Below are 25872 nucleotides of genomic sequence, written 5' to 3'. Positions count from 1 at the left end.
CGAAGGTGCCGGGGCGGTGACGTCGTTCGTCACCGCCCCGGCACCGGGAGGGTCTCAGACAGAGGGGGTTACCGCTTCAGGAATGCCAGCAGCGCCTCGTTGACCTCCTGAGCGTGCGTCCACAGCAGACCGTGCGGGGCGCCGTCGATCACGACGTACTCGGCGGCGGGCAGCGCCGCGTGGAAGCGCTCGGCGGTCGCGCCGATCGGCAGGATGCGGTCACCACTGCCGTGCACGATCAGGGCCGGCACGTCGATCTTCGGGATGTCGTCGCGGAAATCGGTGAGCCACGTCGGGACGGCCGCACGCGACGCGTACGCGGAGGAGCCGGCCGCCGTCGCCCAGTTGGCGCGCACGACGGCTTCGCTGATGCGGGTTCCGAGATTCTCGTCCAGGTTGTAGAAGTCCCGGTAGAAGTCATCGAAGTACGCGTAGCGGTCGCGGGTCACGGCGTCCAGGATGCCGTCGAAGACGGCGCCGTCGACGCCGTACGGGTTGTCGTCCGTCTTCAGCAGGAAGGGTTCGAGGCCCGCGAGGAACACCGCCTTGGCAACGCGCCCGGACCCGTACCGGCCGAGGTAGCGGCCGACCTCGCCCGTGCCCATCGAGAAGCCCACGAGGACCGCGTCCCGCAGGTCGAGCCGCTCCATGATCGCGTGCAGGTCGTCGGCGAAGGTGTCGTAGTCGTAGCCGGTCGTGGGCTGCGACGACTGTCCGAAGCCCCGCCGGTCGTACGTGATGACGCGGTAGCCGGCATCGAGCAGGACGGGAAGCTGCTTCTCCCAGGAGTGGCCGTCCAGCGGGTAGCCGTGGATGAGCACGACGGGCCGGCCGCTGCCGTGGTCCTCGTAGAAGAGGTCGATGGGGGTGCTGTTCTCATGGCCGACGGTGAGGAAAGACATGGTGGGTTCCTTCGGGAAGGCGGGATGGGAATGACGGGTGCCCGGCACCACGGGGTGCCGGGCACCTGCGGGAGGCGATCAGCCGGCCGCGTGCGGGCTGATCATCGACTGGGCGTAGACGACACCCATGCCGTACGCGCCCCCGTGCTCCTTCACGACATCGAGCGTCGCGGCGTAGGTCTCGCCGCGCGCCCAGTCGCGCTGGAGCTCGAGGAGCACCTGGAGCCAGGTGACGGGCACGGCGCCCGCAGCCGTCATGCGCTGCATGGCGTGCTCATGCGACTCCGCGGTGACGCCCGCGGAGGCATCGGCGACGACGTACACCTCGTAGCCCTGACCGAGCGCGGACAGGGCGGGAAGGACGAGGCAGACTTCGGTCCAGAGACCGGACAGGATGATCTTGCTGCGCCCGGTGGCCTTGACCGCCTCGACGAGCGCGGCGTCCTCCCACGCGTTCATCGAGGTGCGGTCGATGACCCCGTGCTTCGGGAAGACGTCCAGGAGCTGCGGCAGGATCGGGCCGGAGAAGGACTCGGCGGCCACCGTGGAGAGCACCACCGGCACGTCGAAGACGCGGGCGGACTTGGCGAGCCCGACCGTGGCGTTGATGACGCCTGCACGGTCGGCGCTCGCCGCGCCGAAGAACATCTGCGGCTGGTGGTCGACGAAGAGCATCATCGCGTTGTCGGGTGTCAGCAGGTCCGGACTCGGGGCGGCCTGAACGGAGCTGGGATCGAACATGGTGATTCCTCGGGTGAAATAAGTGGGATGAGGTAAGAGCAGCCGGACACCGACCGGTGCCGCGCTCGACATGGCGAACCTATGGCCGCCGGTGAGAAGGCGGTTGACTGTGAAGGTCCGCTTCCTGTGCCCTGCCTGCACACCTGCGGCCCCGGGGCAGAGACGTCAGCCGGCCGTCGTGAGGCCCGCGAGCAATTCGTCGACCGCTCGCGCGACGCACTCCGCGACCGTCGACGGCCAGGTGTCGGTGCGGGCGAGATGGGTGAGCACAGCGGCGGTACGGAGGTACAGGACGCACCTGCCCGAGGGCGACCGCAGGACCAGTTCCGTATGAGTACCGGCCGCACGTACGCGTACGTCGCCCTCACCGGCCAGGCCGTTCACACCCTCCTCCAGCAGAGCCCGCGCGAAGACCCAGGTCACCGTCGGCCGGCCGTCGGGTGACAGGAAGTCGCAGTGGACGGCGAGCGGGTCGTGCGAAAGATGCCGCAGATGGACGGTGAACCGTGCCAGGTGAGCGTGCGGCCCGACGACGTCCGCGGTCAGGACGTGTACGACGCCGTTCACGTCCGCTCCGTCCACGTGCGACGGCAGACGTCCACCGGCCGCGCCCGGCGCCTACCCCGCCGAGTGCGCGCGGGGGCTGCGCAGTTGCGCCGCGAACACACGGATGCCCTCCTCTTCCTCCTCGGCGAAACCGGACACCGCCGAAGCCCCGCGCCCGGCGAGGGCGGTGGCGAGTTCGGCAGCCGCGCGGTCGATGCGGCGGGGCAGCGCGGGATCGGCGTCCTCGGCGCCCGTACCCCAGTCGGCGGTGGCCGCGAAGACACCGGTGGGAACGACCGCGGCACGCAGATACGCGAAGAGAGGCCGCAGGGCGTGGTCCAGGACGAGCGAGTGCCGACTCGTTCCGCCCGTCGCGGCGACGAGGACCGGCCGACCGGTGAAACCGTCCGGGTCCCACAGGTCCACGAACGACTTGAAGAGCCCCGAGAACGATGCCGCGAAGACCGGCGACACCGCGATGAGCGCGTCGCTCGCACGTACGCGCTCCAGCGCCTCTTCGAGGGCGGGCGGCGGGAAGCCGGTGACGAGAGCGGAGGCGATGTCACGGGCGAGCGGGCGCAACGAGACCTCCTCGGTGACGCACTCGACCCCGGCATCCGCGCAGGCGTTGCGCGTCGCCTCGCCGAGCCGGGACGCGAGCAGCGCCGTCGCCGAAGGGACGCCGAGCCCGCCCGCCACGACCACTACGCGCCGAACGGGGCGGCTCATCGGGCGGTCCCCGCGAAACTGCTCACGCGTGCCGCGTGCGTGGGAGCCTCGGCGACCCCGGCGGGCCGGGCAGCCGCCAACTCGCGGCGCAGCACCGGAACCACCTCCTCGCCGAGGATGTCGAGCTGTTCGAGGACCGTTTTGAGCGGCAGCCCGGCGTGGTCCATGAGGAACAGCTGCCGCTGGTAGTCACCGAAGTCCTCACGGAAGCGCAGCGTCCGCTCGATGACCTGCTGCGGCGATCCAACGGTGAGCGGGGTCTGTTCGGTGAACTCTTCCAGCGACGGCCCGTGCCCGTAGACAGGCGCGTTGTCGAAGTACGGCCGGAACTCCCGCACGGCGTCCTGCGAGTTCTTGCGCATGAAGACCTGCCCGCCGAGCCCCACGATCGCCTGCTCCTCCGTGCCGTGGCCGTGGTGGGCGAACCGTCTGCGGTAGAGGCGGATGAGCCGCTGGTAGTGGCGCGCCGGCCAGAAGATGTTGTTGGCGAAGAAGCCGTCCCCGTAGAAGGCCGCCTGCTCGGCGATCTCGGGACTGCGGATGGAGCCGTGCCACACGAAGGGCGGCACGCCGTCGAGCGGGCGCGGAGTGGAGGTGAATCCCTGCAGCGGTGTGCGGAAGCGGCCCTCCCAGTCGACGCTCTCCTCGTCCCAGAGCCGCCGCAACAGCGCGTAGTTCTCCACAGCGAGCGGAATCCCGTCCCGGATGTCCTTCCCGAACCACGGGTACACCGGGCCGGTGTTGCCCCGGCCCAGCACGAGGTCGGTCCGACCCTCCGCGAGGTGCTGGAGCATCGCGTAGTCCTCGGCTATCTTCACCGGGTCATTCGTCGTGATGAGCGTCGTCGCCGTGGACAGGACGATGCGCTCGGTGCGGGCAGCGATCCAGCCGAGCACAGTGGTGGGTGACGACGGGACGAACGGCGGGTTGTGGTGCTCCCCGAGAGCGAAGACGTCGAGACCGACCTCCTCCGCCTTGAGCGCGATGGCGAGGATGGCCTTGAGCCGTTCCCCCTCGGTGGGCGGCCTTCCCGTGACGGGGTCGGCGGTGATGTCGCCGACGCTGAAGATGCCGAACTGCATGGTGTTCCTCACTCGGAGCCTGGGGCGCGGCGTGTACCGCGCCGGTGCGAGGCTAGGAGCGGGGGAGCGGGCCGGGGCGCCGCTCGGTGTACGGGGCCTTGCCGCTCAGCGCCCGGCCGCCGGCCGCCGTACGAGGAAACGCCCCGCCTCGTCCGGCACGCCGCTCGCAGCGAAGGCGCGCGACCGCCATTCGAGCGGTGAACACCCGTGCAGCTGGCGGAAGGCGCGGCTGAAGTGGGCCGCGTTGGTGAAGCCGCACAGCTGGGCGACGGCGGCCACGGTCACGGCCCGACGCCCGGGCCTGGCCAGTTCGCGTGCGCTCTCCTCGAGCCGACGCCGCTGGATGAGCCGGCCCACGGTCGACTCTTCCGCCTCGAAGACCCGGTGGAGGTACCGCAGCGAGATGTGATGGGCCCTGGCTATGGACTCCGGCGAGAGCGAGGGGTCCCGGTAGTGCCCGTCGATGTACGCCCTGACCCTGCGCACCAGCTCTCCGCGCGGACCGTTCTGCACCGTCTCCGGATCCGGCGCGCTGTGCTCCAGTACGAGGAGCGTCACCAGGTCCACGAGCGCGGCCCCCAGCCGTTCGCCGACGCGGGGGGACCAGTCCGCCGTGGGGGAGGTGACTGCCGGGAGAAGCGACGCGAGCAGCGCAGCCGTCCCGTCCGTCGTGGGCAGCGCCGTACCGGCCACCGAGCCCAACTGCTCCGCGGAAAGACCGACCGCCCGAGCGGGCACCCGCAGCACAACAGCGGTGAAGGGACCTTCATACGACAGCGAGCACCACTGCGCGCTGTCGTGTATCAGCAGCACACTCGGCCCGGCCAGGACATCGTCGCCGCGCCACCGGTACGTTGCCGAGCCGTGCGGGTGCAGCAGGAGCACGACGTCTGGCTCGTCCGCGCCGGACCTACGCACGGGGACTCGGGTCACGCGCTGCGCGCCGGACACGACGGCGGAGACGGTCACGGCCCCCAGTCGGTGTATGACGATGTCGCCGCCCGGCACCCGGCCGTCGGCGGTCGTGACGGAGACCGGCATCGCGGCGTCGCCCCACCGCGAGCCCCAGCGGGCGAGATCTTCCTCGTCGTGGACGGGGCCGGCAGGCAGCAAAAGGCTCAAGTGCGTGCTCCTTGTCTCCTGGGAGCGGAGTGGGGAAGTCGGGCGGGAAGTGCGGAAGGAGCCGACGCAGATCGTCCTGCGTACGGCTCCTTGCGCAATCCCCAGCCAACCAAGCCGTCACCGCGGTAACCAGGCAGACACCAGGCGGTTTCGAACTGCCTGTCCGTTCCTTCCCCCAGGCGCCTTACTCGAAAGCAGTACGGGAGGGCAGAGCGCCCGTACTGAGTCCGGCCAGACCCGCCCGCGCCTCCTCTCGAAGATCAACCGGGGCGGAATCACCCAGCCCCAGCACGGCCCGGTAGTCGCCTTCCGCCTCCGCTTCCCGACCGAGATGGGCCAGGCAGTGGCCCCGGAACAAGTAGATCTTGGTCGTCGCGAGGTGGAATCCGCTGTCCGCGTACGTTTGTTCCAGCCCGTCCAGTACTTCGGCCGCCTCCTCCCACCGGCGCTCATTCAGGTAGACGAAAGCGACGTGGTAACGGGAGATGCGGACAGTGACGGCGTAGCGCGGGTCATCTATCCCGCCCGGCAGTTGCGCCAGTGAGCCCATCACCGCGTGGTGCGTCTCGACCGCCTCCTGCCCGCGGCCGGCCTTGCGCAGCACCGTGATGTTCATATTCGCCGCTTGGAGATACCGGCGAGTGTCGCCCGCACGCATGAAGAGATCCATGGCCTGCGCGACGTCCTCGACGGCGTGCACCACATCGTTCACGACATCGCGCAGCCAGCCCAGATACATGTATGCCTCCGCCTGCCGGCCGAGGGAACCGCACGCGGACGCGATGGCCAGCGCGGAGGTGGCGGTCTCGAGCGCTTCCTCGTGTCGGCGGTGGCACTGCCAGTACACCCAGGCAAGCATGCTCAGGCATCCGGCCTGGGAATCGGGATCGCCTGTCGCCTGGGCCGAACGGGCGCCGAGGGCAAACACCTCCGACCAGTGTCCCCAGGAGATCCAGGAGTTGCACACGCCCTCGACGGCGAACGCGATCACGACTACCCGTCCGGGATCCTGCTGCTCGGCCTCCTGCCGCAGGGCCGAGAGCCAATTGTCGCTCTCGGCCCGCAGCCACTCCAGGGCCTGCTCACGGGTACGGAAGTGTTCAGGCGACGCCGTCGAGGCGCTGCCTTCCTGGGCCTCCGCCTCTCCAATGGCGACCTGCGCCGCAGCGGCGACCGTATCCAGGAGCCACCCGCGCAACCGGGCGGCAGCAGCCACCGAAACCGCCTCGTTGTCCGTGTCGCGATTCCGTGCGCGCCCATACAGGCGCAACAGGTCGTGAAAGCGGTAGCGATCCCCAACCGACGTCATCAGGAGTCCGGCCTCCAGCAACTCCTCCAGCGTGTCCTCCGCCTCCACCACACTCGTATCCGCGAGCACGGCTGCGTACGGAATGCTGAAGTCCCCGCCGGGAATCAGCGACAGCAGGCGGAACACACGCGCCGTTTCGGGGGCTAGGCGGGAGTACGACAGGTGAAACGCCGAGGCGACTCCCAGATCGCCCGCGCTGAGGGCATCCATCCGGCGGTCCTCGTCGGCGAGCCGATCCGCGAGCCGTCCCAGGGTCCAACCGGAGCGAGTCGCCGCCCAGTTCGCCGCGACCCGGAGGGCCAGCGGGAGGTGGCCGCACAGTCCGGCCACCCGTGCCGCCGCGTCCGGGTCGGCATCGACCCGGCCGTCGGCCACGATCGCGCGCAGGAGAGCGGTGGACTCAGATCCGGCGAGCGTTCCCAGCTCCAGGCGGTGCACACCGCTCAGCCCGGCCAGCGGCCGGCGGCTGGTCACCACGACGAGCATCCGCCCCTCCGCCGGGAGGAGCGCCCTGACCTGTGTCTCATGGCCGGCATTGTCCAGAACCAGAACGGCACGCAGCCCGGCGGCGGCGGACTGGTAGAGCGCGAGCCGTTCCTCACTGGTGAGCCGGCCAACCTGCGCGTCGTCGACCCCCCAGGCGTTCAGCAGCCGGACCACCGTCTCGTCCGGAGTCGGCGGCCGGTCCTCCAGACCGCGCAGGTCGATGAAGAAGGCGCCGTCGGGAAAGTCCGAGCGCCGCTCCTCGGCAAGGCGGAGTGCCAGGGTCGTCTTACCGCTCCCGGGCACCCCGGACACCACAGCCACCGGCGGCAACGGCGGTGCGGTCCCGGACCGCCCCGCGCCGGAGCGAGTGCCCTCCTCAATGAGGTCACCCAACACTCTCAACTCGTCTTCGCGCCCGACGAAGTCACGGATCCCCCGAGGCAGCGGAGCAAAATGCGCGGTGGGCGCGGGCACGTCCGCCGCCTTCTCGCTGCGGTCGGCACGCGCGGCCAGGAACAATTCCTCGGCCTCCGCCTCTCCGAGCCGGAGGCCCTGCATCAGCGCCGCGACGGTGCCGTGCCTGGGCTTCGTGCTGCGACCCCGCTCCATGTCACCGATCGCGCGCACGGATACCCCGGAGGCCTCCGCGAGTTGCTCGATCGTGAGCGCCCGCGCGAGCCGCAGCCGTCGCACCAACCTGCCGAAAGAGGAGACCGTCACCGAGTGACCGCCCCGAACCATGCTGGCCTTGCCTTCCTCGTGGATCCGCCGGAAACGAACTACGGTCCCATCGGCGACGTTGTGCTCATGAGAGGCAAAGTGCTCTCATGAGCGCAACGGACGAAGGTGGGCAATTCGCTGACTTCGACATTAGTACGCGCGCACCAGACGCCGATTGCCGCCCCCGCCAGCCCTCCGACTCCCGGAAACGATGACGGTGACCGGCGCCGCGGCGGACGGCGGTCGCGGTCCCGGGATGCAGCCCCTGGTGAACGTGAGGGAGGCGAGTTCGCCGATACTTCAGCAGGCGCGGTACGCAACGGAACGTCTGCCGCCCCACGACAGGATGTCCCTCAGGAAGGCTGAACGCGGTGACGACCGTCGCATATCAGGGTGAACCCGGATCCAACTCGGCGACCGCCGTGCGCGCCCTGTACCCGGACGCCTCGGAATACCCCTGCACCGGCTTCGAGCAGGCCCTGGACGCCGTGGCGCTCGGCGACGCGGACCTCGCCGTGATCCCGGTGGACAACTCCGCGGCCGGACGCGTCGCCGACGTGCACCACCTGCTGCCGGAGTCCGGGCTGTTCATCGTCGGCGAGTACTTCCTCGCCATCCGTTTCGACCTCATGGGCGTCTCCGGCGCCACCCTCGACCAGGTGGAGTGCGTCCGCAGCCACGTGCACGCCCTGGGGCAGTGCCGCAAGCTGCTGCGGGAAGGCGGCTGGCGGACCCTGGTCTGCGACGACACCGCCGGCGCGGCGCGCGAGGTCGCCGAGCTGGGCGACGCGCGGCACGCGGCACTCGCACCCCCCGCCGCGGCAGGACTGCACGGTCTCGACGTCCTGCGCGCCGGCGTCGAGGACGACCCGGAGAACACCACGAGGTTCGTCGTCCTGTCCCGCACGCCCGCTTCCGCCCCGGACCTGGGGCAGCCGACCATGACGAGCCTGTTCTTCAGCGTGCGCAACATCCCGAGCGCGCTTTACAAGGCCCTCGGCGGCTTCGCCACCGGCGGCGTGAACCTCACCAAGATCGAGAGCTACCAGATCGGTGCGGGGCTGAACGCCAGCCGCTTTTACGTCGAGGCCGAGGGCCACCCCGACGAGCAGCGGGTCGCCCTGGCCCTGGAGGAACTGCGGTTCTTCTCCTCCGAGGTGCGCGTCCTGGGCGTCTACCCGGCCCACCCCCGCCGGCTGAGGGGCTGACCGGGTCCCGCGAGAGCGGTTTGAGGGAGGGCCGTCGGCCCGCGCCCCGGAGTCAGAGGCGGCCGGCGTCGACCACGGCCTGGGCGAAGGCGGTGGGCGCCTCCTGCGGCAAGTTGTGGCCGATGTCCGCGATCGTGCGGTGCGCGTAGGGGCCGGTGAAGTGGAAGCGGTAGCTTGAACCGTCGCCCGGCGGCGGGGTGAAGGGGTCGAGCGCGGCGTCGAGGGTGACGGTGGGCACGTGGATGGCGGGCTGGGCGGCGAGCAGCTTCTCGTGGCGCGCGTACCGGGGGTCCGTGTCGACCAGGCCGATTCGCCAGCGGTAGTTGAAGAGCACGACGGCCGCGTAGTCCGGGTTCTTGAACGCCTCCGCCGTGCGGTGGTAAGTGGCGTCGTCGAAGTCCCAGTTGGGGGAGACCAGGGTCCACACGTAGCGGCACAGGGCGAGGCGGCTCTCCTCGACCTCCATGGCCGCCTTGCCGCGAGGGGTGGCGAAGTACCACTGGTACCACCAGGTGCGCTCGACGGCCGGGTCGGCGGGTGCGGCCTGCGTCTTGCGGTCGGTGATGAGGTAGCCGCTGGTGGAGACCATGGAGGTGACCCGCTCCGGCCACAGGGCGGCGATGATGTCGGCGGTGCGTGAGCCCCAGTCGAATCCGGCCAGCGCGGCCTTCTCGATCTTCAGGGCGTCCATCAGGGCGACGACGTCCAGCGCGATGGCCGACTGCTCGGCCGTGCGCGGAGTGCGGTCGGACAGGAAAGTGGTGCTGCCGTGTCCGCGCAGATACGGGACGATGACGCGATAGCCCAGGCCGGCGAGGAGCGGGGCGACGTCGACGTAGCTGTGGATGTCGTACGGCCAGCCGTGCAGCAGGATGACCACCGGGCCGTGGGCGGGACCGGCCTCGGCATAGCCGACGTTCAGAACACCCGCCTTGACCTGCTTGATCTCGCCGAAGGACGTGTGGGTGCCCGGGGTGATCGCCGGGACGGTGGGAACCTGCGAGCCGCCGCCCGGCCGTCCGTGCGAGCTGGTGGAGGCGGACGCGTCGGACCCCAGGCCCGACAGCGAGACCGCGGTCGCGCCGGTGCCCAGGCCGACGGCCTTGCTGAAAGTGCGCCTGTTGATCATGTCAAACCCTCCGTTACGTGCACGTGCTCATACGTTGTCCGGATCGCGCTGCCCGCGATGGCGCTCACACCTGCCGTACGGAAGTGCCGGGCCGCGAGGGCATGGCGACCCTCGCACAGAAAGTCGTCACCTGTCCAGCAGGTGACGCCTTGCGCGTGGCGGGGTCGATGCGGTGGCGAGCCGCGCTATCCGGAGGGGTGCTGGCAGGGGGCACCGGCGTGGGCCGAGTGTCGGGGGCCCCTATGGGTGCGGTCAAGCTGAAGCGGCGGGTTGGGGTTCGTAGAAGGTGCCGTCGCGGAGCATCGCGAAGGGCACGTCGGCTCGTCGTCTTGCGAGGCAGAGGAGAGCTTGGGTGTGGTGCTTGCCCTGGCTGATCTTCTTGTCGTAGTAGGCCCTGGAGACCGGGTCGGCCAGGGCCGCGAACGCGGAGAGGAGGAAAGCCCGTTTGAGCTGCTTGTTTCCTTTCCGGGACGGTTGCTCGCCACGGATTGACGAGCCCGAGCTGCGGGTTGCTGGGGCAAGGCCGGCGTATGCGGCAAGGTGTGCTGCGGACGGAAACGAACGGCCGTCGCCGACGTCGATGAGAATCCTGGCTCCGGTCCTGACGCCGATCCCCGGCATGGACGTCAGGACCTTGCGAAGAGGGTGGTTCTCCAGCAGTTCCTCGATCCGTGCGGCGAGGAGTTCCCGCTGGTCAAGCACTGCCTGGAGTGAGCTGGCAAGGCTGGGGACGATCAGGGCTGCCGCGTCCGTGCCCGGGACGAAGACGGTCTGCTCGTCCAGCGCGGTGAAGATGTCCTCGACCAGCCGCTCGGCCATCCGCGGTGCCTTCGGACGGATCAGCGTCACGAGCCGATATTGCGTCACCGGTTTGACGGGTGACGAGCGGGGGTGCATGCTGGCAGTAGTCGCCCGGAGCGACGAACAGGACGTGATCCACGACCGAAGAAGTGGGGCAGAGCCATGAACAAGGAACGCGCCATGGACGCCGACGCGGCAGTGAGGCACATGCGCTTCGGCAAGCTCCCCGAGCGGATCCGCGGCGAGGACATGACGGCGGAGGTGGAAGCCGCGCCGGGTGCCGAGGGAGACACGTACACCCCCGAGAACTCGTGGAAGTTCTACTCGTGCGTCGCCTTCGACCTGGGCCTGTAGCAGCACCGTTCGGCCCCTTCGCCCCGTACGGCGGCCGCCGCGCGGGCCACGGCCGCCCTGGGTACCCCCGATGAATCACCCGCGCCCCTCGTCGCGCGAGAGCCACCCGCCCCTCGAAGGCCACCATGGAGAAGTTCGTGCCCGCGCCCTCCTGCCCGCTCGGCGACTCCCTGCCGAGTCACCGGATCATCGAGAACCTGATCGCCCGGTACGCCGAACTCGTGGACGACGGCGACTTCGCCGGCCTCGGCGCTCTGCTGGCCGACGCCACGTTCCACGGCAGCGGCGAGCCGGTCGGCGGAAGCGCCGCGATCGAGGAGATGTTCCGGAACACCGTGATCGTCCATGCCGACGGCACGCCGCGTACGCAGCACGTCACCACCAACATCCGCGTCCAGGTGGACGAACAGGCGGGCGCGGCGGTCGCGCGCTCGTACGTCACCGTCCTCCAGTCGCTCGCCGACCTGCCGCTGCAGCCCGTCGCCGCGGGCCGGTACCGCGACCGCTTCGCCCGCCGCGAAGGGCAGTGGCGTTTCGTGGAGCGGAGGGTTCAGATCCGCATGGTGGGCGACGTGAGCCGTCATCTGCACCAGGCCGCCACCGGGCGGTAGCGCGGAGAGCCAGGCGGGGGGCGGGGGCGCAGGGCACCGTCATGAGCCACCGGCACAGCGCGTCGCGCGAACTGCGCGCGGCCGCCCACCCCGAGTCCGCCCGGGCGGCGCCGGAGAGCCGAAGGCCCACCCCGCGCGATCCGGGGCCGGCGCCCGTCAGCTCGCGGCGTCCGCCGCCGCGGTCTTCTTGCGGGCCCGGTAGGCGGCGGCCTTGTACTTGTTGCCGCAGGACTCCATGCCGCACCACTGCCGTCGCATGCCCCGGGACCGGTCGATGTAGACGCGCGTGCACTCGGGGTTGCCGCACTCCTTCAGCAAGGGCACGTCCGGGCCGCTGAGCAGCTCGACCGTTCGCTGGGCGACGGTGGCCAGGGCCTGGGCGGGCGTCGCCTCGGTGTGCCGGCCCGCCGGGGTGAGCTGAGGCGTTACGGGCGGCCTGCGCGCGGCGGCGTTGAGCACGGCGAGTGCCTCGCGGTCGGACTCCTCGCCGAGGCGGCGGTCGGTGATCAGCCGGTAGGCGGCCTCGCGCACGGTGACCGCCGCCCGGACGTCGTCCTCGGTGCCGGGGACGACCGCGTCCACGAGCCCGGACTCCAGGTACCAGGCGTTGAGCCGGTCCGGAGACGCGAACATCTCGAAGCGCGTCGACCGCCGGGCCCGGAGGGTGGCCGCGAAGTCGAGCGCCGGGTTCCCGCAGACGAAGACATGGTCGAGGTTCACGTCACCATTCTGACAGGTGACCGTATCGAGGTGCAAGAACGCGCCATCGTCCGAGCCGACCGGTGACCGGAGCGCCGGACCCGCAGCCCCTTCGTCACCTGTCTAACCGGTAATACATTCTCGATCGGTCTCCGCCGCACGGTGAGCCCATGGCTCCCTTGCCGTGCTCGACCCAGGCGGTCAGCGCGGCCAGGCCGTCGGCTGCAGCGGAGATTCCGCAGAAGGCGCCAGCTCTTCAGAGTTGCCATGGCCTGCTCGCCGAGGCAGCGGATCTTGGCGTGCGTGCTGTTGTGCCGGCGCTGCCACCGCTTGAGGCGACGACCTCGGAACGGGACGCGAATGAGGTGGCCGGCGCCCTGGTACGCCTTGTCCGCCCAGCACTTCAGATCGGCCGCGGCGAGCGCGTCGATGATCCCGTGCGCCCGTGCGGCGGTCAGGTCGTGGACGGACCCGGGCAGGGCGGGGGAAGCCCACAGCAGCCGGCCGAACGGATCGGTGAGGACCTGAACGTTCATGCCGTGACGCTTGCGTTTCCCGGAGTAGTACGGGGTGTCGGCGGCGATCCGGTCGATCGGCAGGAGGGTGCCGCCCAGGATCACGAACGCCTTGGTCCGGACGGTCTTCATCGCCTCGGTCAGGGTCGGGGCGAGGGCGGCCAGGACGTCGATTACCTTGCGTATGTAGCGATAGACCGTTGCGATGCCGATGCGGAACCCGGCGGCCAGTTGGGCATAGGTATCACCGCACCTCAGGTGAGCCAGAGCGAGCAGGGCCTGCCGTCCTGCGGGCAGACGCCGCCAGCGTGTCCCAATTTCCCCTCGCCGGGTACACAGCCGAGCACTCAGGTACCGCAAGGTGCGGCTGGACAGATCAATCGACGACGGGTAGACAAGCACGCGAAGCTCCTGGTGGGGCACGGTGGATCTTGGTCGTGACACCTCCTACCAGGAGCTTCATCGCGTTGCAGAGCCGCCCAACTGGCGGACACCGCAGACAGGTTGGAATCAGCTCATTGCCAGTTCTTCAGATGGCCGATGCCGTGCTCGACCTGGATGCGGCGTGAGGAGTGCTCCTTGCACCGCCGCTCTTGCATCTCCTCATACCACTCAGGAGCGTTCTTCTTGAACTTGCGGTGCGGTGGTGTCACCACGCGGCCGCCGGTCTGGGCGCCCAGGCCGGAGCACGCGGCGTTCTGCGTGCAGCGTCGAAGCCATCGCGGGCTCGCCGAACCAGCGCTGGAGTTCACCCCGACACCGTGCCGCTATCATGATCGATTTAAACTCTGGGGGAACGATCGTGCGAATATTCTTTGGTACTGCGGCATCCGGCGCCGCGTGCATCGCCCTGGCCGTCACGCTCTCGGGGTGCTCCGGGAACACGGAGCCGCAGGAGCAGTCGGCCGGACAGATGCTCGCCGAGGCGAACAAGACCATGAAGTCCCTCCAGGCGGTGACAATCACAGGGCGCATGACCATGGAGGACGGGCGCTGGAGTACCACCCGGCTGAGGACCGACCTGAAGGGCACCTGCTCCTTCACAACAGCTGCCAGTACGGGTGAGAGACTCGATCAGATCCGTATCGGCGACACCGACTTCATCCGCCCGAACCTGAAGCACATGCAGCTTTCGGGCATGGACACCAAAGGTCGGAAGGATCAGAAGAGCTGGGGTAGGACGACAGTCGATCCTGCCGCATCAGCCGGCGAGAACGGACTGACTGACTGCACCCACCCCTTCGCCTCATTCGGGAAGGTCGTCAAGGGTGAGACCGGCAAGACTCGCGGGGTATCCACGATCGGCCTCATCGTCACCGACAGGACCGACAAGAGCGGCGCATACACGTTCCATATAGCAACCGAAGGCAAGCCCTACATCTACGAGGTGGTGTACAAGAGCCCCGACTTCCGCAACGTCACCTCCTTCAGCGACTTCAACACCCCTCTGAATGTCAAACCTCCGAAAGCCCACGTGGTCAAACTCCCAGACTGACCCCAGCCGGCCCGTACCCCGCCTCCAGCCCGGCCACACCGCGTCAGCGGACTGCTTCTGGTTCCGGGGGCGAAGCCGGAAGGGCCGGGGCGGAGCGGAGCGCAGCCCTTCATCCCGCGAAGCGGGACGTCAGGTCGCCGCGAGCGGGGCGGGCTCCTGCGTGACCGAGACGCAGTCGTCGCCGACCTGTCGAGCATTTGGAGCTCCGGCTAGGTCGAAGGCCAGGTCACCCGGGTCATTCTGTGGAATCAGCGATGTCAAGCCATGTGCTTGTGCATCACGTCGAGGTAGTGCCGATCGCGGTGCGGAACATGGTGGTCTCGGCCAGGCAGGCTGAAGACAGCGCAGACCTCGGCGGGCTGGGTGAGGATGCTCGACTGCTCGTCGAAGGTGAGGACGGGGTTGACCTCGTGGTGGCAGCCTGCTGTGTCGAGGGCCGTGAGCAGTTCCTCGCGGAGCACGGTGGCCTCGAACGACTCGGATTCGGGCAGGACGAGCGGCGGGAGTTCGGCGGTCGAACCAGGCCAGAGGTTGATCCAGATTCCGCTGATGGCGCGCTGCGTGACCACCAGCTGCAGTCCATTCCAGGAGTAGGGGTAGCCGTCGATATCGGGCCCCTTCATGATGTGGGCAGGGTGCGGGCGCCCCGGGCTGAGAAGGTCCTCAGCCTCGGCCAGGGGCATTCCGCAGTTCAGGGGCCCGATCCGGCCGGTCCGGGCGAAGTCGACGAGCACGTTCATCAAGGTCACGGCAGTCACTGTGACACTCTCCCGGGCCTGTGCGGCGAACGGTGTCCGAGCCAGGCTTGCAGCTCGAACAGCGTCATCGGTTCTTTGGGCGTTGTAGAGCTGGCTGGTGATGGTGGACCGGGCGCGGTGGCTGGTGATGTTCCCATGGACATCGGCGGCCGGGACTCCGGCCTTGCGGCAGAGCATCGGGATGACGGTGTTGTTGATGTAGCTGGTGGAGACGCGGCGGGCTTGGACAGCGAATAGCGGGTCTACCAGCTCGCCGGTGCGACGGTCGGTGAACTTCGGCTGGTCGGGGCGAGCGGCCTGCCAGGTATCGACGGCTTGGCCGAGGATCGGGTCGACCGGCTGGGTGAAGGCGGTGCCGGTCTTGTGCGTGGTGACGTCGAGCAGGCAGACCGCGTCGCGGGCCCTGCTGCGAGTCGCCGGGGATCGGTGTCCCGTCGTGCTGCCAGCGGATGCAGCCCAGCTTCAAGCGGCGTTCCGTCCGGGTGACGGGGTGCGTTACCTCTTCCGCGGTGTGATGGTCGGTGATGGCCGCCGCCCCGCGGGCACGGCGCTGCGCGTCGCCCAGGACGAGGCCGGCGTCCCGCCAGGGATCTGGCGGGGCCGGGGTCTGGACGCGGTCGGTCTCGCGGCCGGGGACGCGGTGGGCGAGCGGCAGGCCGGACTGCTTTTGCGGGAGGGTCGGCAGCCGGACGGTGACCGGATCGAGCGCGAGCGCCTTCAGGCGGGCGAGGATCCCGGGAGGGCCCGGCGGGCGAGCGTGCTGGGCAGGCCCACCGAGCACAACCGGTCGCCGAAGACGGAGAAGGCTGGCATTGACCAGCGGCTCATCGGCTGGCAGTCCACACGCCGTCAGCAGATTGAGGAGGCGCTGTTCGTTCTCACCGCCGAGTACGTGGAAGAGCACAGGCATGAGCCGGGGGAGCCCATCAGCGCCAAACTGATCGCTGCGCCCAGGCGACCATCGGCGGCAGGCACAGGGCCCGGCCCGCGAAGCGGATCCCGTCGCCGGTCTGCCCTCGCAGGGGGAGGCGTTTCTGGTCCGCAGTGCGATCCGCCTCGAGCACGCTGCTGCTCCTCAGGGCGCACCGTGGCTGCCAGGAGCGCCGCCCGTTGGCGGGTAGCGCGATGGTCGCACAGGGAGCCTGTCGCCTGTCCCCGAGGGGCGAATGCCGCATACCGAGATGCCCATCGCGAGGGTGGTGTTTGTGCGGGAAGGCAACGGCTGTTGTGTCGCTGTGCGTGGCATCCGGCAGTAACAACCAGGTAGAAGGAGTGCTGTCGTGGCCAATGTGCCCGCGAAGTCCCCGATCCAGACCAAGTACGCGCAGCAGTACGCCAAAGACCTCGCGGCCAACCGCAGCGAGCAGGAGGACCTCACCGCGCAGATCACCGACCTCCGGGCGCGCCTGGAACAGCTCAAGGTGGAGGAGGGCTGGTTGGCCAGCGCGCAGGGCAGCCTGCCCGGGGCCCTGGAACAGGTTGTCTCCGAAACCGGGACCGCAGCCGATGCAACCCAAGGCGTCCCGCAGCAGCGGCAGGACCAGGCGGCGGGGGAGAGGCCCGAGCAGCCCGTCGAGAAGAAGACGACCACGAGGAAGCCCGCGGCGAAGAAGACCGTGGCGAAAAAGGCCCCGGCGAAGAAGGCCCCGGCCAAGAAGACATCGACGAGGACTGCCGCGGCGAAGAAGTCTGTGGCGCAGAAGGCGCCGGCCAAGAGGGCAGCCGCCAAGAAGCCAGCGGCGAAGAAGGCCGCGACACAGCCTGCACAGAGGACGGCCGCCGAGACGAAACAGCCGGCGACCGGGGCCTCGGCATCGCAGGCATCCGCCGCGCCAGCACCGCTGGGCAAGGGCCCTCAGATGAGGTCGGGGTTGCCATTGTGGCAGCTGACTCTGGAAATCCTTCGCAGGACACCTGGGCAGCCGTGCATGGTCCGTGAGATCCATGACCAGCTCGCACGGGACTACCCCGGCCGCAAGACGTCCGTCCAGACAGTCCGCAACAACCTTGAGATCCTCGTGAAGAAGAGCCTGGCCGAGAAGTCGCGCCAACAGGGAAACACGATGTACACCGCCCCCGCACCGACCAACACGGATACCGCAGATGCAATCGCGGACCGCGGGCCCGTGCCAGCGCCTGCATCGCCTGTGCCTGAGGTTCCCGCCGAGGTCTGACCGCCGCTACGGCCCGCCCCGCCACGTCACCACCCGGCGGCCAGGCGGGCCAAGCGCCCTTGTCGTGTGCTGACCAGCGGGTGAAGGGTGGGTTGTATGTGCGGGGACTGCTGCTGGACGGGCGTCGGAAGTCGATGCAGCCGATGGCCGGACGTCGGGGTGCGGACCACCAGCAGTCGCAGCAGTTCATGACCTCGTCGACCTGGCCGGTGGACGCTGTTCGCACGAGGCTGGCCCGCCGGGCGGTGGCGGTGGTGCGGCCTCAGGTGTGGGTCGTGGACGACACCGGGTTCCCGAAGGACGGCGCGTCCTCGCCAGGGGTGGCCAGGTGGCGCGACTGACAGCCGCGGCTCACTCCCGCCCGGCCGCGCCTCCGGACCGGAAGTCAAGGCCGACCCGGGGAACGGCGAGATGACCAGTAGGACGCCGAAGCCACGCCCCTTTGCCTCCCCCCGAACGGTCCGCGCGACTCAGCATGCTGTCCAAGGTTCGGCGTCCGGAGCAGGATCCCGCACCTGGAAGGATCGCCACCGGACGTGTCGGCGCGCCCGAGAGCCGTGGGGCGTGCGACCGCAGAGGCTGGTTTTCCTGACCGGCCTTAATGCTTCAGCGTGGGCGTGTCGGGTGTGAGGGGCCGTTGGACGCTGTCACAAAACGATGACATACAAGATCACAACCCGGGGCTGGGGTGGGGTGTCGAACTGTGTGAGACGGCGGGGTTGATCCACCCACCGTTCGGCGAGAGGCGGTATTCGGCCGCGCCCGCCCACACGTCACAGGGGAGATGTCTTGAACACCATTGCGCGTACTGTGCGTTCCTCCCTGGTCGCTTCGGCGGCCGGGCTGCTGCTGACCATCACGGGGGCCGCCCTGGCTCCGGCCGCCGTGGCCGACACGGCTCCGCCGCAGCTGGCGGTGTCCACCGAGGCGCCCGCGGAGATCGGGCTGGGTGGTCTGCCGGTCGCCTTCACCACCACCGCCTCCAACACCGGCCAAACCGACACCTCCTCGGCCCGCCTGATCTACCGCATTGACGGCGGCACCACCCTGCCGGACAACGCCCTGAGCCTGGAGTACCGGCTCGACGGCTCGACGTGGAAGAAGATACCGCTGAGTATCGTCGAGGGCACCGTGTACGGCGGTGAGCTGCCCGAGCAGCTCGCCCTGGCCGCGGGGAAGTCGCAGACCGTGCAGATGCGTATCGGCCTGCCCATGGGTACCGCGCACAACGGTGCCAGCAACGGGGGCACGGAGCAGCTGAAGCTGACGACGATGATCTCCTACGGGGCCTCCGGCGCCGCCAACGCCACCGACTTCGACTTCGTCGGGGTGAACGGGCTGACCACCCGCCTGATCAACGTACCCACCACCGCGACCGCCGGCGGGTCGGCGATCACCTTCAAGGCCACCGTCGACAACCCGACCTCCTCGGCGTACGAGAACGTCACGGACGTACTGTTCACCAACCGCTACACCACCCTCCAGGTCCGGCGCTCCGGCGTGTGGACGACGCTGAAGCCGGTCACCGCCGCCGCCGAACCCGACCTCTACGGCTACGACGTCATCGGCAAGGACGCCTCCCTCGCCGCGCACGGCACCGCGACCGTCGACGTCCGCGTCACCTACCGCAAGGACGCCCCGGCCGGGAAGACCGAGCTGTCCCCGTGCGCGATCGTCAACGAGGGCTCGATCCCGTTCAGGGGCACCACCACCTGCGGCCCGAAGGCCACGGTCACGGTGAAGAAGGCGGCAACCACCTCCACCAACACCTCCACGACCCCTTCTTCGTCCACCTCCGCCCAGGCGGGCACCGGCACCGCCTCGACGGGTACTGGCACCACTACTTCGGCGACCTCCGGCATGACCGCGCAGCTCGCCGAAACCGGAAGCAGCAACCTCGCAGCCCCGACAGCAGCCGCGGCCGGCCTCGTCGCGGCCGGAGCCGGCGCCGTGGGCTTCACCGCCATGCGCCGCCGACGCAGCCACGCCTGAGCCCACACCACCACGGGCCGCACCCCGCCCTGCCGACGCACGCCGCCGGCAGGGCGGGACGCCGTCCGCCCACGCCACTGATGGAGGACCGATTACCTCCTGGCCGCACAGGCAGAAACCGAGAACGCTTCGGATCCCTTCGAAGGGGGCCTGTCCTCTGAGCTGGGAGCCCACGTAGCTTCAGGGGCAGCGGGGATGAGATATGGGCTTCGATGAAAACGAACCGCAGTCCGTGCGTCAGGAGCGCTTCGCTGCGGAACGGGGTCCAACGCAGAGAGGCACGAAGAAACGCGCCGCTCGACTCCAGGGGAGCCCACCTCGCCGCGGCAGTCGTGATCACCGCCCTGGTCCTGCTGGCTTGGCACGGCAAGCTGGTCGCTGTGGGCATGGTCAGCGCAGTGTCTCTGCTTTGGTTCTCCGCAGCCTTCGCCTGGGCCTACGCCGACGAAGACCATGGGCGGCACGCACTGCAGCGCGCCTACAACAGCACCTTCGGATGGGGCGACGCGTTCTGAGCAATCCCGCACTCGGTCTGCTGCGGTTGCTCGTGTCAAGTCCCGTTCACTCGCAAGGAGGGCAGCAAGGCTGATTCCTTCGATGCCAGGGGCGTATGCCATACCGTTCACGCACCCGCCTGGTCCGGGCATGGTGGCGGGCCGGGACTCGGGGAGAGGACGGCCTCGGGTGAACGGGGACGATCAGGAAGCCTGGCGCAGGCACGCGGTCTGCCGCACAGCCGATCCGGACGAGCTGTTCGTGGACGGCGCGGCCCAGAACAGCGCCAAAATCGCATGCACCGGCTGCCCGGTGCGCACCGAGTGCCTGGCCTACGCGCTGGACCACCGGATCGAGCACGGAATCTGCCAGGCTGCCGAGGGCCGATGCCGGGCCATGTGCCTGCACGGGGACGGCGGCGCTCAGCCCGGGTTTGGCTCTATGCGGCGTCGTCTTCGCTGCTGTTCTGCAGGCCGAAGTCGAGCTTGCCGGCCGCTTCGAGCCGGGTTTGCGCTGCACAGCGTGCCGCGTCGGCGACGACGTCGCCCCGCTCGGCGATCAGCAGGTCGTATATCGGTGCGGCGCTGGTGCGGGAGGCGTCCATGTGCGGTGTCCGTTTCCTCGGAGTGGTGCCAACAGGGGAGGAGCGGCGGGTCAGATGCCTGCCAGGACGGAATCGTCCAGGGGGCGAGCGCCTGGCAATTGGTGCCGGGCGGCGATCAGGGCGGCGTCGATGTCCCGGGTGCCGGTGGACACACACAGCGTGTAGGCGATGTCGTCCATGCGCTGGCGCACCCGGGCGCTGTCCGCTTCGCCGGCACCCACGGCTGCGAGGGCCTCGTAGCTCTCGATCAGGTCCCGCAGCACCGCGGGATGGGCCATCAACATCACAGAACTCCTTCTTCCACGTCGGCGCCGTCTGCTCCGGGGCCGTGCACCCCGATACCCGTTTCCGCGCCCCGCACGCCCCTGCCGTCGCGCAGAACATCAGCGCCTCGCGGGAAAGCGACATGGCGCGGCGAGTGAGAACCGGGGGCGCGGCCGCTGGTGGTTGTTCTCGAGCTGGCCAAACGCCACGAGTCGGATCCGGCCATCCGTGAGAGATCCCTTCGTTGATCATTACCTCTTATGCGGCATTTCGCAGATGGTTTGTGCTGGTTTTTGGTGTGTGGGGTGAGGCCGGTTTCGGGGGCGTGTGCGTCAGGATCTTGGGGGCAGCCCTCCGGCTTTTGTGTGCGCCTGGTGGCCGCTGGGGCTGCTGGGGTCGTCTTCCTGTGTGTGGGGGGAGTTGATGTCTGCACGTGCCTTTGGCATGCCCTCTCGGCGTGCCCGCACGACCATGCGCCATTCGTTGACCGCGACTGCTGTGGTCCTCGCGCTGGGGGTGGCGGCTCTGCCGGCGGCCGCGGCCGATCAGCCGGACGCCCCGGTTTCCGTCTGGGGCAAGAAGGAGCAGAAGCTGGAGCGGCCGCAGATGAAGTCCGGTGTGAACCGGGCACCCGCGACCGAGCCGTCGGGGAAGCCTTCGGGTGATCGCGCGGTATGGCTGAATGCCGAGCGGGAGCGTACCGACCGTGCCCGGGATGCGGCCGGGGCAGCGGCCTTGGCCCGCAAGCAGAACAAGACTGCTCCCAAGGCAGCGCCTTCGGGCTCGGCGGCCGAGTCGGGTGGGGTGGTGCCTTTGGTGTGGGTGCCGCGGGGGCAGGGCGATGTGCCCTGGCACCGGATGGCGGACACGCGGCTGACGGATGCGCTGGTGGCGCGGGTGGACTACTCGACGGGCAACCTGATGCTCGCGGGTACCGACTTCGGTATCGCCGGAGTGGGGCAGAAGCTGCAACTGGCCCGTACCTACAACTCGCTGGGCGCACCGGCCGGGGCGATGTCCCAGCGGGCCTGGTTCACCTACGAGCGGCGCCTGGACACCTTCTTCACCGACGAGGTCGACTGGTACGACTCCACCGGTGCGACCGTGTCGTTCAAGAAGAAGAGCGACGGGACGTTCACCACTCCGGACGCATACTCGCGGGACCTGGTCAAGAACAGCGACGGCACCTACACGCTGACCGACCGCAAGTCCGGAACGAAGGACACCTACACCTCCTCCGGGACGCTGTCGAAGGTCACCGACCGCAACGGCGGTGTGATCACGGTCGCGTCGCACGGCGAGGGCGCCGGATTCAAGATCACCGAGAGCCGGTCGGGCCGGTGGGTGGACGTCACCAACGACGGCGGCGGCTGGTGGCACGTCACCGACCACACCGGCCGCCAGGTCTCCTACCACCTCGACGACCAGGACCGCGTCCACAAGGTCACCGACACCAACATGGCCACCGTCACCTACGACTACGACTCCTCGGACCGCATCGAACAGGTCACCACCCAGGAAAACCGCGTCACCCGCTTCACCTACGGCAGCGCCAACCGGGTCACCTCCATGACCAGGGCCGCAACCGAGGGCGGCAGCACCGGCCCCACCTGGACCTACGCCTACTCCGCGTCCTCGGCCACAGCAGCCGGGACCACGACGGTCACCGACCCCGAGGGCGACGCCACCAAGTACGTGCACAACGGCGACGGGGAAGTCACCAAGGTCACTGACCCGCTGACCCACTCCCGCTCCACCACCTACCAGGCACACATGGCCACCACCGCCGTCGACGCCATGGGCTCGGGCTCCACGGCTGGGAACACGACGACCTATGGGTGGGATGCCCGCAACAACCCGACCTCCGCGACCCTGCCCAGCGGTGCCACGGCCCAGATGACGGGGTGGCTGACGAAGGCGGGCATGGACGTGCCCGGCACGTTCGAGAGCCCGGACGACAGCAAGACGAACTACTCCTACGACGCGGTCGGCAACACCACCTCCGTCGCCGTCACCGGCACCGGTGGCGGCACGACGACCACGGACTACAACCCGTCCACTCCGACCTGTGGCGGGTTCAAGGGGCAGAAGTGCTCGGTCACCGACGCCCGGGGCAAGAAGACGTCATTCACCTATGACGCGAAGGGGAACCTGACGAAGGTCACCCCGCCCGCCGCGCAGGGCGCGACGACGATCACCTACAACTACGCGGGGCGCCCGGACGTGGTCAAGGACGGCCGCGGCATCCAGACCGTCTACGTCTACGACGACCGCGACCGCGACCGCGCCCAAGGTCTCCTCCACCAACGCCACCGTCCAGTACGCCTATGACGGCGACGGCAACATGACCTGGCGCAAGGACGCCACCGGCGAGACCGACTACGCCTACGACGCCCTCTCCCGCGAGATCTTCCGCTCCCTGCAGGACGACTCCGAGGCGACCCTCGCGTACACAGCGGCCGGCGACCTGGGCACCTACACCGACCCATGGGCGCCACCCACTACACCTATGACGACGCCGGACGTCTCGAATCGCTGAAGGACCCGGCAGGCCGCACCACCACCTACACCTACAACAACAACGACAAGCGCACCCACACCAACTACCCCGGCGGCACGGTCCAGAAGGTCACCCTGGACGAGGACGGCAAACCCACCGCCGTCAAGACCACCAACGGGTCCACCACCCTGGTCGACCTCGCCTACACCTACACGACCGGCGCCAGCGATCCCGGAACGAAGATCTACAGCCGCACCGACACAGCCGCGGGCCGCAAGACCGCCTACAGCTACGACAGCGCCGGACGCCTGTCCTACGCCAAGGAAACGAACACCTCCTCCGGTGCCCGCACCGCGTCCTGGCTGTACTGCTTCGACAAGGCCGGCAACCTCACCCACCAGGACACCATCGCCACCTCCTGCCCCGCCAGCCCGACCTACGGCTACGACGACGCCTCCGCACTCGAATCGCAGAGCGGTTCGACCACTGGCTGGTCCTACGACAAGGCCGGCAACGAAACCGGCGCCGCCCCGGCCGACGGGACTGCCCGCACAGGGGAGTCCTGGTCGGACTACAACCAGCTCACCAGCATCACCGCAGGCGGGACCACCTACCAGGCCAAGCACGCCGGAAGCACCAACGACGAACGCACCAAGCTCGGCGACACCTGGTTCCACCACACCCAGCTCGGCCTCGCCTCCACCACCACCGGATCCACGGACACGGGATTCGTCCGCGAACCCGAGGGCACCCTCAACTCCATGACCCGCAGCGGGAAGAGCTACTACTACCTCACCGACGCCACCGGCAACATCCTCGGCGCCGTCGACCAGGCAGGCACCCGCACCCACAGCTACGCATACACCCCCACCGGCACCACCCGCACTACCCCCGCCGAAGCCGTCCCCCAGCCCTACCGTTTCGCCGGCGCCTACCACGACCCCACCGGCCTCTACAAAATGTGCGCCCGCTACTACGACCCCACCCTCGGCCGCTTCACCCAGCCCGACCCCTCCGGCCAGGAAACCAACACCTACCTCTACGGCGCGGGCGACCCCATCAACCACACCGACCCCAGCGGACTTTTCAGTGTGGGGGATGCGCTCGGCGTTGCCGGCGATGCGATCACGGGCATCCAGCACCTTGATGATGGAGACACACGAGCCCTTTGGGGAGACGTGCTCGGAGTTGTGGCTGGAGGGGTTGCCGGCACGCTCTGCGAATCTGTTGCAGCGGCAAGTGCGCCCGCAACACTCGGTTCATCGCTCAGTGCATCACTGGGATGCTACGCAATCGGCTGGAGCGTTGGATCGATAGCGTCCAATGCTGTCAGTTAGCTTCTGACTTGCAATGGGTTCGGGCGTGCCCCCGAACCCATTGCAACTCCCAATCGAAGGAGCACCATGCCCAACGTTGGATGGACGGTCGAGCAGCGAGCGACCGTGAAGCGCTACATGCTTTTCGCTACGATTCTGTCAATCGTCGGAGTTGCACTTTCGATTATTCTCATCCTCATTGGAAATACTGGAGGCTGGATCGTTCTCGGAATGATTGTTTGCATGTACGGGGCCGCCTACATGTTCATCCGAAGCAAGGCGGAGAACCAACCCTGATCCGGACGCACGGGACACATCTTCGCGAACGCCGCCGACTGGCACGGCGGAGCCTGAGAAGCTGCATCTCAACCGATCATCGAACGTGCAAGTCGAACAGAGTTCCTGATCGGGTGACCTTCCAACCGTGCGTGCATGAAGGCAGGGCCTCCTGACAGCTCGGGGGTGTGGCCCCATCCGAGGGGTTCCGGAGGCCCTGTTGTCGTTGCTTTACGCGCCCGAGCCCCTTCACTGAAGGGCGGCGGCCAGAAGAAGCCGATTCCGCCGGTCGCCTGGCACGCGTTGCACACCTCCTGGGGTGTGGCCCAGACACGGCGGTCCAGGACGTTCTTCTGCAGCAGCGCGAAGAAGCCTCCATGGCCGCGTTGTCACCGGGCGGCATCGACCCGGCCCATCGATCCGATCATGCTGTGACGTGCCCTTCTTCGTCGAGGCGAACCCGTACGTGCGGGGCATCGTGCCGAACATCGGCCGCATCGCTGCAGCGCTGCGCATCGCCGACGGCTTGGTCGCGTGGGTGCTGCCGGTGAGCGAGGCGCCGCTCGGGAGGGTGAGTGGCGAGTTCTACGGTCCGGTCGTCAGTCAGACGTTCGCGGCGACCGGAGGTGAGGGGCCGCCGCGTACGCGTGTGTGGCACGCCTTCGGTGTCCGGCCGGACGACCTGGTGGTCGAGAAGACTGCGTACAGGGCCTTCTTCCCCGGCCGCTGCGTGCTGCCGGAGTTGCTGGCGGAGCGTGAGATCGACACGGTCGTCATCACCGGCGCGCTCACGAACGTCTGCTGCGAGTCCTCGGCCCGGGACGCGGCCACCAATGGCCTGGGCGTGCTGATGGTGGCCGACGCGAATGCGGCTCGGCGCGACCGGGACCACAACGCCACCCTGCACACGATCTACCGGTCGTTCGGCGACGTCCGGACCACGGACGAGGTCCTGGACCTGATCGGCCGTCGGACGCCGGAACTGCCGAACCACCACGGGCGGGGGCGTAAGAGGTGCCACCGGATCCGTGGGTGACGCGCAAC

The 25872-nt window shown here is 68.9% G+C and carries 26 protein-coding genes and 4 pseudogenes; 15 read left to right on the top strand and 15 right to left on the bottom strand.

Features of this window, described 5'->3' with window-relative positions:
- Positions 1–68 precede the first annotated feature (68 nt).
- The 7 genes from G3I41_RS24460 to G3I41_RS24430 all read right to left on the bottom strand — a co-directional run bounded on the left by G3I41_RS24460 (position 69) and on the right by G3I41_RS24430 (position 7637).
- The gene (locus G3I41_RS24460) at positions 69–902 is read right to left on the bottom strand and encodes an alpha/beta hydrolase (protein ID WP_164402534.1); all 834 of its coding nucleotides are present in this window, start codon (positions 900–902) and stop codon (positions 69–71) included.
- Positions 903–980: 78 nt separating this feature from the next.
- Positions 981–1643, bottom strand: coding sequence for a hydrolase (locus tag G3I41_RS24455; protein WP_164402533.1), 663 nt, complete (start codon positions 1641–1643; stop codon positions 981–983).
- Positions 1644–1808: 165 nt separating this feature from the next.
- Complete coding sequence (locus G3I41_RS24450; RefSeq protein ID WP_164402532.1) at positions 1809–2210, bottom strand: SsgA family sporulation/cell division regulator; 402 nt, start codon at positions 2208–2210, stop codon at positions 1809–1811.
- Positions 2211–2261: 51 nt separating this feature from the next.
- A complete protein-coding gene (locus tag G3I41_RS24445; RefSeq protein WP_164402531.1) occupies positions 2262–2918 on the bottom strand; it encodes a CE1759 family FMN reductase in 657 nt (218 codons plus the stop codon).
- Complete coding sequence (locus tag G3I41_RS24440; protein ID WP_164402530.1) at positions 2915–4000, bottom strand: LLM class flavin-dependent oxidoreductase; 1086 nt, start codon at positions 3998–4000, stop codon at positions 2915–2917. Before G3I41_RS24440 ends, G3I41_RS24445 begins: the two co-directional genes overlap by 4 nt.
- Before the next feature lie 105 nt (positions 4001–4105).
- Positions 4106–5122, bottom strand: coding sequence for an AraC family transcriptional regulator (locus G3I41_RS24435; RefSeq protein ID WP_164402529.1), 1017 nt, complete (start codon positions 5120–5122; stop codon positions 4106–4108).
- A 184-nt stretch (positions 5123–5306) separates the two neighbouring features.
- The gene (locus tag G3I41_RS24430; protein WP_164402528.1) at positions 5307–7637 is read right to left on the bottom strand and encodes a helix-turn-helix domain-containing protein; all 2331 of its coding nucleotides are present in this window, start codon (positions 7635–7637) and stop codon (positions 5307–5309) included.
- Positions 7638–8008: 371 nt separating this feature from the next.
- Here G3I41_RS24430 and G3I41_RS24425 point away from each other — a divergent pair, with 371 nt between their 5' ends.
- Entirely contained in the window at positions 8009–8845 is an 837-nt protein-coding gene (locus G3I41_RS24425) for a prephenate dehydratase (protein ID WP_164402527.1), read from the top strand.
- A 52-nt stretch (positions 8846–8897) separates the two neighbouring features.
- Here the strand turns inward: G3I41_RS24425 and G3I41_RS24420 are convergent, their stop codons facing one another.
- Both G3I41_RS24420 and G3I41_RS24415 read right to left on the bottom strand, forming a co-directional pair.
- On the bottom strand, positions 8898–9974 hold the full coding sequence (locus tag G3I41_RS24420) for an alpha/beta hydrolase (RefSeq protein ID WP_164402526.1): 1077 nt from the start codon (positions 9972–9974) through the stop codon (positions 8898–8900).
- 252 nt (positions 9975–10226) lie between these two features.
- Positions 10227–10802 (bottom strand): annotated as a pseudogene (locus G3I41_RS24415) (transposase); the annotation flags it as partial.
- 135 nt (positions 10803–10937) lie between these two features.
- Here G3I41_RS24415 and G3I41_RS24410 point away from each other — a divergent pair.
- Positions 10938–11129 (top strand): hypothetical protein, encoded by a 192-nt coding sequence (locus G3I41_RS24410; protein WP_164402525.1) that lies wholly within the window; start codon positions 10938–10940, stop codon positions 11127–11129.
- 125 nt (positions 11130–11254) lie between these two features.
- Positions 11255–11740: a nuclear transport factor 2 family protein gene (locus G3I41_RS24405; RefSeq protein WP_164402524.1), complete on the top strand. Its 486-nt coding sequence runs from the start codon at positions 11255–11257 to the stop codon at positions 11738–11740.
- A 156-nt stretch (positions 11741–11896) separates the two neighbouring features.
- On the opposite strand, the gene G3I41_RS24400 is transcribed toward G3I41_RS24405, so the two are convergent.
- From G3I41_RS24400 to G3I41_RS24390, 3 genes and pseudogenes are all read right to left on the bottom strand, one after another.
- Positions 11897–12460 (bottom strand): ABATE domain-containing protein, encoded by a 564-nt coding sequence (locus tag G3I41_RS24400; RefSeq protein WP_164402523.1) that lies wholly within the window; start codon positions 12458–12460, stop codon positions 11897–11899.
- A 200-nt stretch (positions 12461–12660) separates the two neighbouring features.
- Positions 12661–13356, bottom strand: a pseudogene (locus G3I41_RS24395) (transposase family protein); the annotation flags it as partial.
- A gap of 113 nt (positions 13357–13469) precedes the next feature.
- On the bottom strand, positions 13470–13706 hold the full coding sequence (locus G3I41_RS24390; protein WP_239081809.1) for a hypothetical protein: 237 nt from the start codon (positions 13704–13706) through the stop codon (positions 13470–13472).
- 20 nt (positions 13707–13726) lie between these two features.
- Here G3I41_RS24390 and G3I41_RS24385 point away from each other — a divergent pair, with 20 nt between their 5' ends.
- Positions 13727–14449: a hypothetical protein gene (locus G3I41_RS24385; protein ID WP_164402522.1), complete on the top strand. Its 723-nt coding sequence runs from the start codon at positions 13727–13729 to the stop codon at positions 14447–14449.
- Between the two features lie 257 nt (positions 14450–14706).
- On the opposite strand, the gene G3I41_RS24380 is transcribed toward G3I41_RS24385, so the two are convergent.
- Complete coding sequence (locus G3I41_RS24380; protein WP_164402521.1) at positions 14707–15198, bottom strand: hypothetical protein; 492 nt, start codon at positions 15196–15198, stop codon at positions 14707–14709.
- A 523-nt stretch (positions 15199–15721) separates the two neighbouring features.
- Between G3I41_RS24380 and G3I41_RS37050 the strand changes: the two are divergent.
- From G3I41_RS37050 to G3I41_RS24345, 6 genes and pseudogenes are all read left to right on the top strand, one after another.
- Positions 15722–16129, top strand: a pseudogene (locus G3I41_RS37050) (hypothetical protein); the annotation flags it as partial.
- 358 nt (positions 16130–16487) lie between these two features.
- Positions 16488–17381: a histone H1-like repetitive region-containing protein gene (locus G3I41_RS24365; RefSeq protein ID WP_164402520.1), complete on the top strand. Its 894-nt coding sequence runs from the start codon at positions 16488–16490 to the stop codon at positions 17379–17381.
- Between the two features lie 59 nt (positions 17382–17440).
- Positions 17441–17722, top strand: a complete 282-nt coding sequence (locus G3I41_RS24360) for a transposase (protein ID WP_275408445.1) — start codon at positions 17441–17443, stop codon at positions 17720–17722.
- A gap of 448 nt (positions 17723–18170) precedes the next feature.
- On the top strand, positions 18171–19373 hold the full coding sequence (locus G3I41_RS24355) for a hypothetical protein (protein WP_164402519.1): 1203 nt from the start codon (positions 18171–18173) through the stop codon (positions 19371–19373).
- Between the two features lie 332 nt (positions 19374–19705).
- A complete protein-coding gene (locus G3I41_RS24350; RefSeq protein ID WP_164402518.1) occupies positions 19706–19888 on the top strand; it encodes a hypothetical protein in 183 nt (60 codons plus the stop codon).
- 169 nt (positions 19889–20057) lie between these two features.
- Positions 20058–20234: pseudogene (locus G3I41_RS24345) on the top strand (WhiB family transcriptional regulator); the annotation flags it as partial.
- A gap of 73 nt (positions 20235–20307) precedes the next feature.
- On the opposite strand, the gene G3I41_RS36505 reads toward G3I41_RS24345, so the two are convergent.
- Positions 20308–20472: a hypothetical protein gene (locus G3I41_RS36505; protein WP_203601581.1), complete on the bottom strand. Its 165-nt coding sequence runs from the start codon at positions 20470–20472 to the stop codon at positions 20308–20310.
- Between the two features lie 50 nt (positions 20473–20522).
- Positions 20523–20756 carry a DUF5133 domain-containing protein gene (locus G3I41_RS24340; protein WP_164402517.1) on the bottom strand — a complete coding sequence of 78 codons (234 nt, stop codon included), beginning with the start codon at positions 20754–20756 and terminating at the stop codon, positions 20523–20525.
- Positions 20757–21219: 463 nt separating this feature from the next.
- Here G3I41_RS24340 and G3I41_RS37045 point away from each other — a divergent pair, with 463 nt between their 5' ends.
- The 5 genes from G3I41_RS37045 (at position 21220) to G3I41_RS24325 (ending at position 25864) form a co-directional block, all read left to right on the top strand.
- A complete protein-coding gene (locus G3I41_RS37045) occupies positions 21220–23067 on the top strand; it encodes a DUF6531 domain-containing protein (RefSeq protein ID WP_239081808.1) in 1848 nt (615 codons plus the stop codon).
- 13 nt (positions 23068–23080) lie between these two features.
- Complete coding sequence (locus G3I41_RS37040) at positions 23081–23275, top strand: hypothetical protein (protein WP_239081807.1); 195 nt, start codon at positions 23081–23083, stop codon at positions 23273–23275.
- On the top strand, positions 23224–24573 hold the full coding sequence (locus G3I41_RS37525) for an RHS repeat-associated core domain-containing protein (RefSeq protein ID WP_275408444.1): 1350 nt from the start codon (positions 23224–23226) through the stop codon (positions 24571–24573). The genes G3I41_RS37040 and G3I41_RS37525 overlap by 52 nt, the downstream gene beginning before the upstream one ends.
- Positions 24574–24639: 66 nt before the next feature.
- Positions 24640–24849, top strand: coding sequence for a hypothetical protein (locus tag G3I41_RS24330; protein WP_164402516.1), 210 nt, complete (start codon positions 24640–24642; stop codon positions 24847–24849).
- A gap of 415 nt (positions 24850–25264) precedes the next feature.
- Positions 25265–25864 carry an isochorismatase family cysteine hydrolase gene (locus G3I41_RS24325; RefSeq protein ID WP_343242219.1) on the top strand — a complete coding sequence of 200 codons (600 nt, stop codon included), beginning with the start codon at positions 25265–25267 and terminating at the stop codon, positions 25862–25864.
- Positions 25865–25872: the final 8 nt, after the last annotated feature.

Origin of the sequence: Streptomyces sp. SID9727 (genome assembly GCF_010550605.1) — a bacterium.
GTDB lineage: Bacteria > Actinomycetota > Actinomycetes > Streptomycetales > Streptomycetaceae > Streptomyces.
The sequence above is the reverse complement of the archived record's forward strand: the minus strand, read 5'-3'. Positions and strand labels throughout refer to the sequence as shown.

Excerpts from the sequence above, each read along its gene's own strand:
- G3I41_RS36505 (WP_203601581.1), bottom strand. The coding sequence starts at position 20,472 with ATGGACGCCTCCCGCACCAGCGCCGCACCGATATACGACCTGCTGATC.
- G3I41_RS24385 (WP_164402522.1), top strand. The coding sequence starts at position 13,727 with ATGATCGATTTAAACTCTGGGGGAACGATCGTGCGAATATTCTTTGGT.
- G3I41_RS24405 (WP_164402524.1), top strand. The coding sequence starts at position 11,255 with ATGGAGAAGTTCGTGCCCGCGCCCTCCTGCCCGCTCGGCGACTCCCTG.
- G3I41_RS24460 (WP_164402534.1), bottom strand. The coding sequence starts at position 902 with ATGTCTTTCCTCACCGTCGGCCATGAGAACAGCACCCCCATCGACCTC.
- G3I41_RS24340 (WP_164402517.1), bottom strand. The coding sequence starts at position 20,756 with ATGTTGATGGCCCATCCCGCGGTGCTGCGGGACCTGATCGAGAGCTAC.
- G3I41_RS24455 (WP_164402533.1), bottom strand. The coding sequence starts at position 1,643 with ATGTTCGATCCCAGCTCCGTTCAGGCCGCCCCGAGTCCGGACCTGCTG.
- G3I41_RS24330 (WP_164402516.1), top strand. The coding sequence starts at position 24,640 with ATGCCCAACGTTGGATGGACGGTCGAGCAGCGAGCGACCGTGAAGCGC.
- G3I41_RS24445 (WP_164402531.1), bottom strand. The coding sequence starts at position 2,918 with ATGAGCCGCCCCGTTCGGCGCGTAGTGGTCGTGGCGGGCGGGCTCGGC.
- G3I41_RS37525 (WP_275408444.1), top strand. The coding sequence starts at position 23,224 with ATGGGCGCCACCCACTACACCTATGACGACGCCGGACGTCTCGAATCG.
- G3I41_RS37040 (WP_239081807.1), top strand. The coding sequence starts at position 23,081 with ATGACCTGGCGCAAGGACGCCACCGGCGAGACCGACTACGCCTACGAC.
- G3I41_RS24420 (WP_164402526.1), bottom strand. The coding sequence starts at position 9,974 with ATGATCAACAGGCGCACTTTCAGCAAGGCCGTCGGCCTGGGCACCGGC.
- G3I41_RS24410 (WP_164402525.1), top strand. The coding sequence starts at position 10,938 with ATGAACAAGGAACGCGCCATGGACGCCGACGCGGCAGTGAGGCACATG.
- G3I41_RS24440 (WP_164402530.1), bottom strand. The coding sequence starts at position 4,000 with ATGCAGTTCGGCATCTTCAGCGTCGGCGACATCACCGCCGACCCCGTC.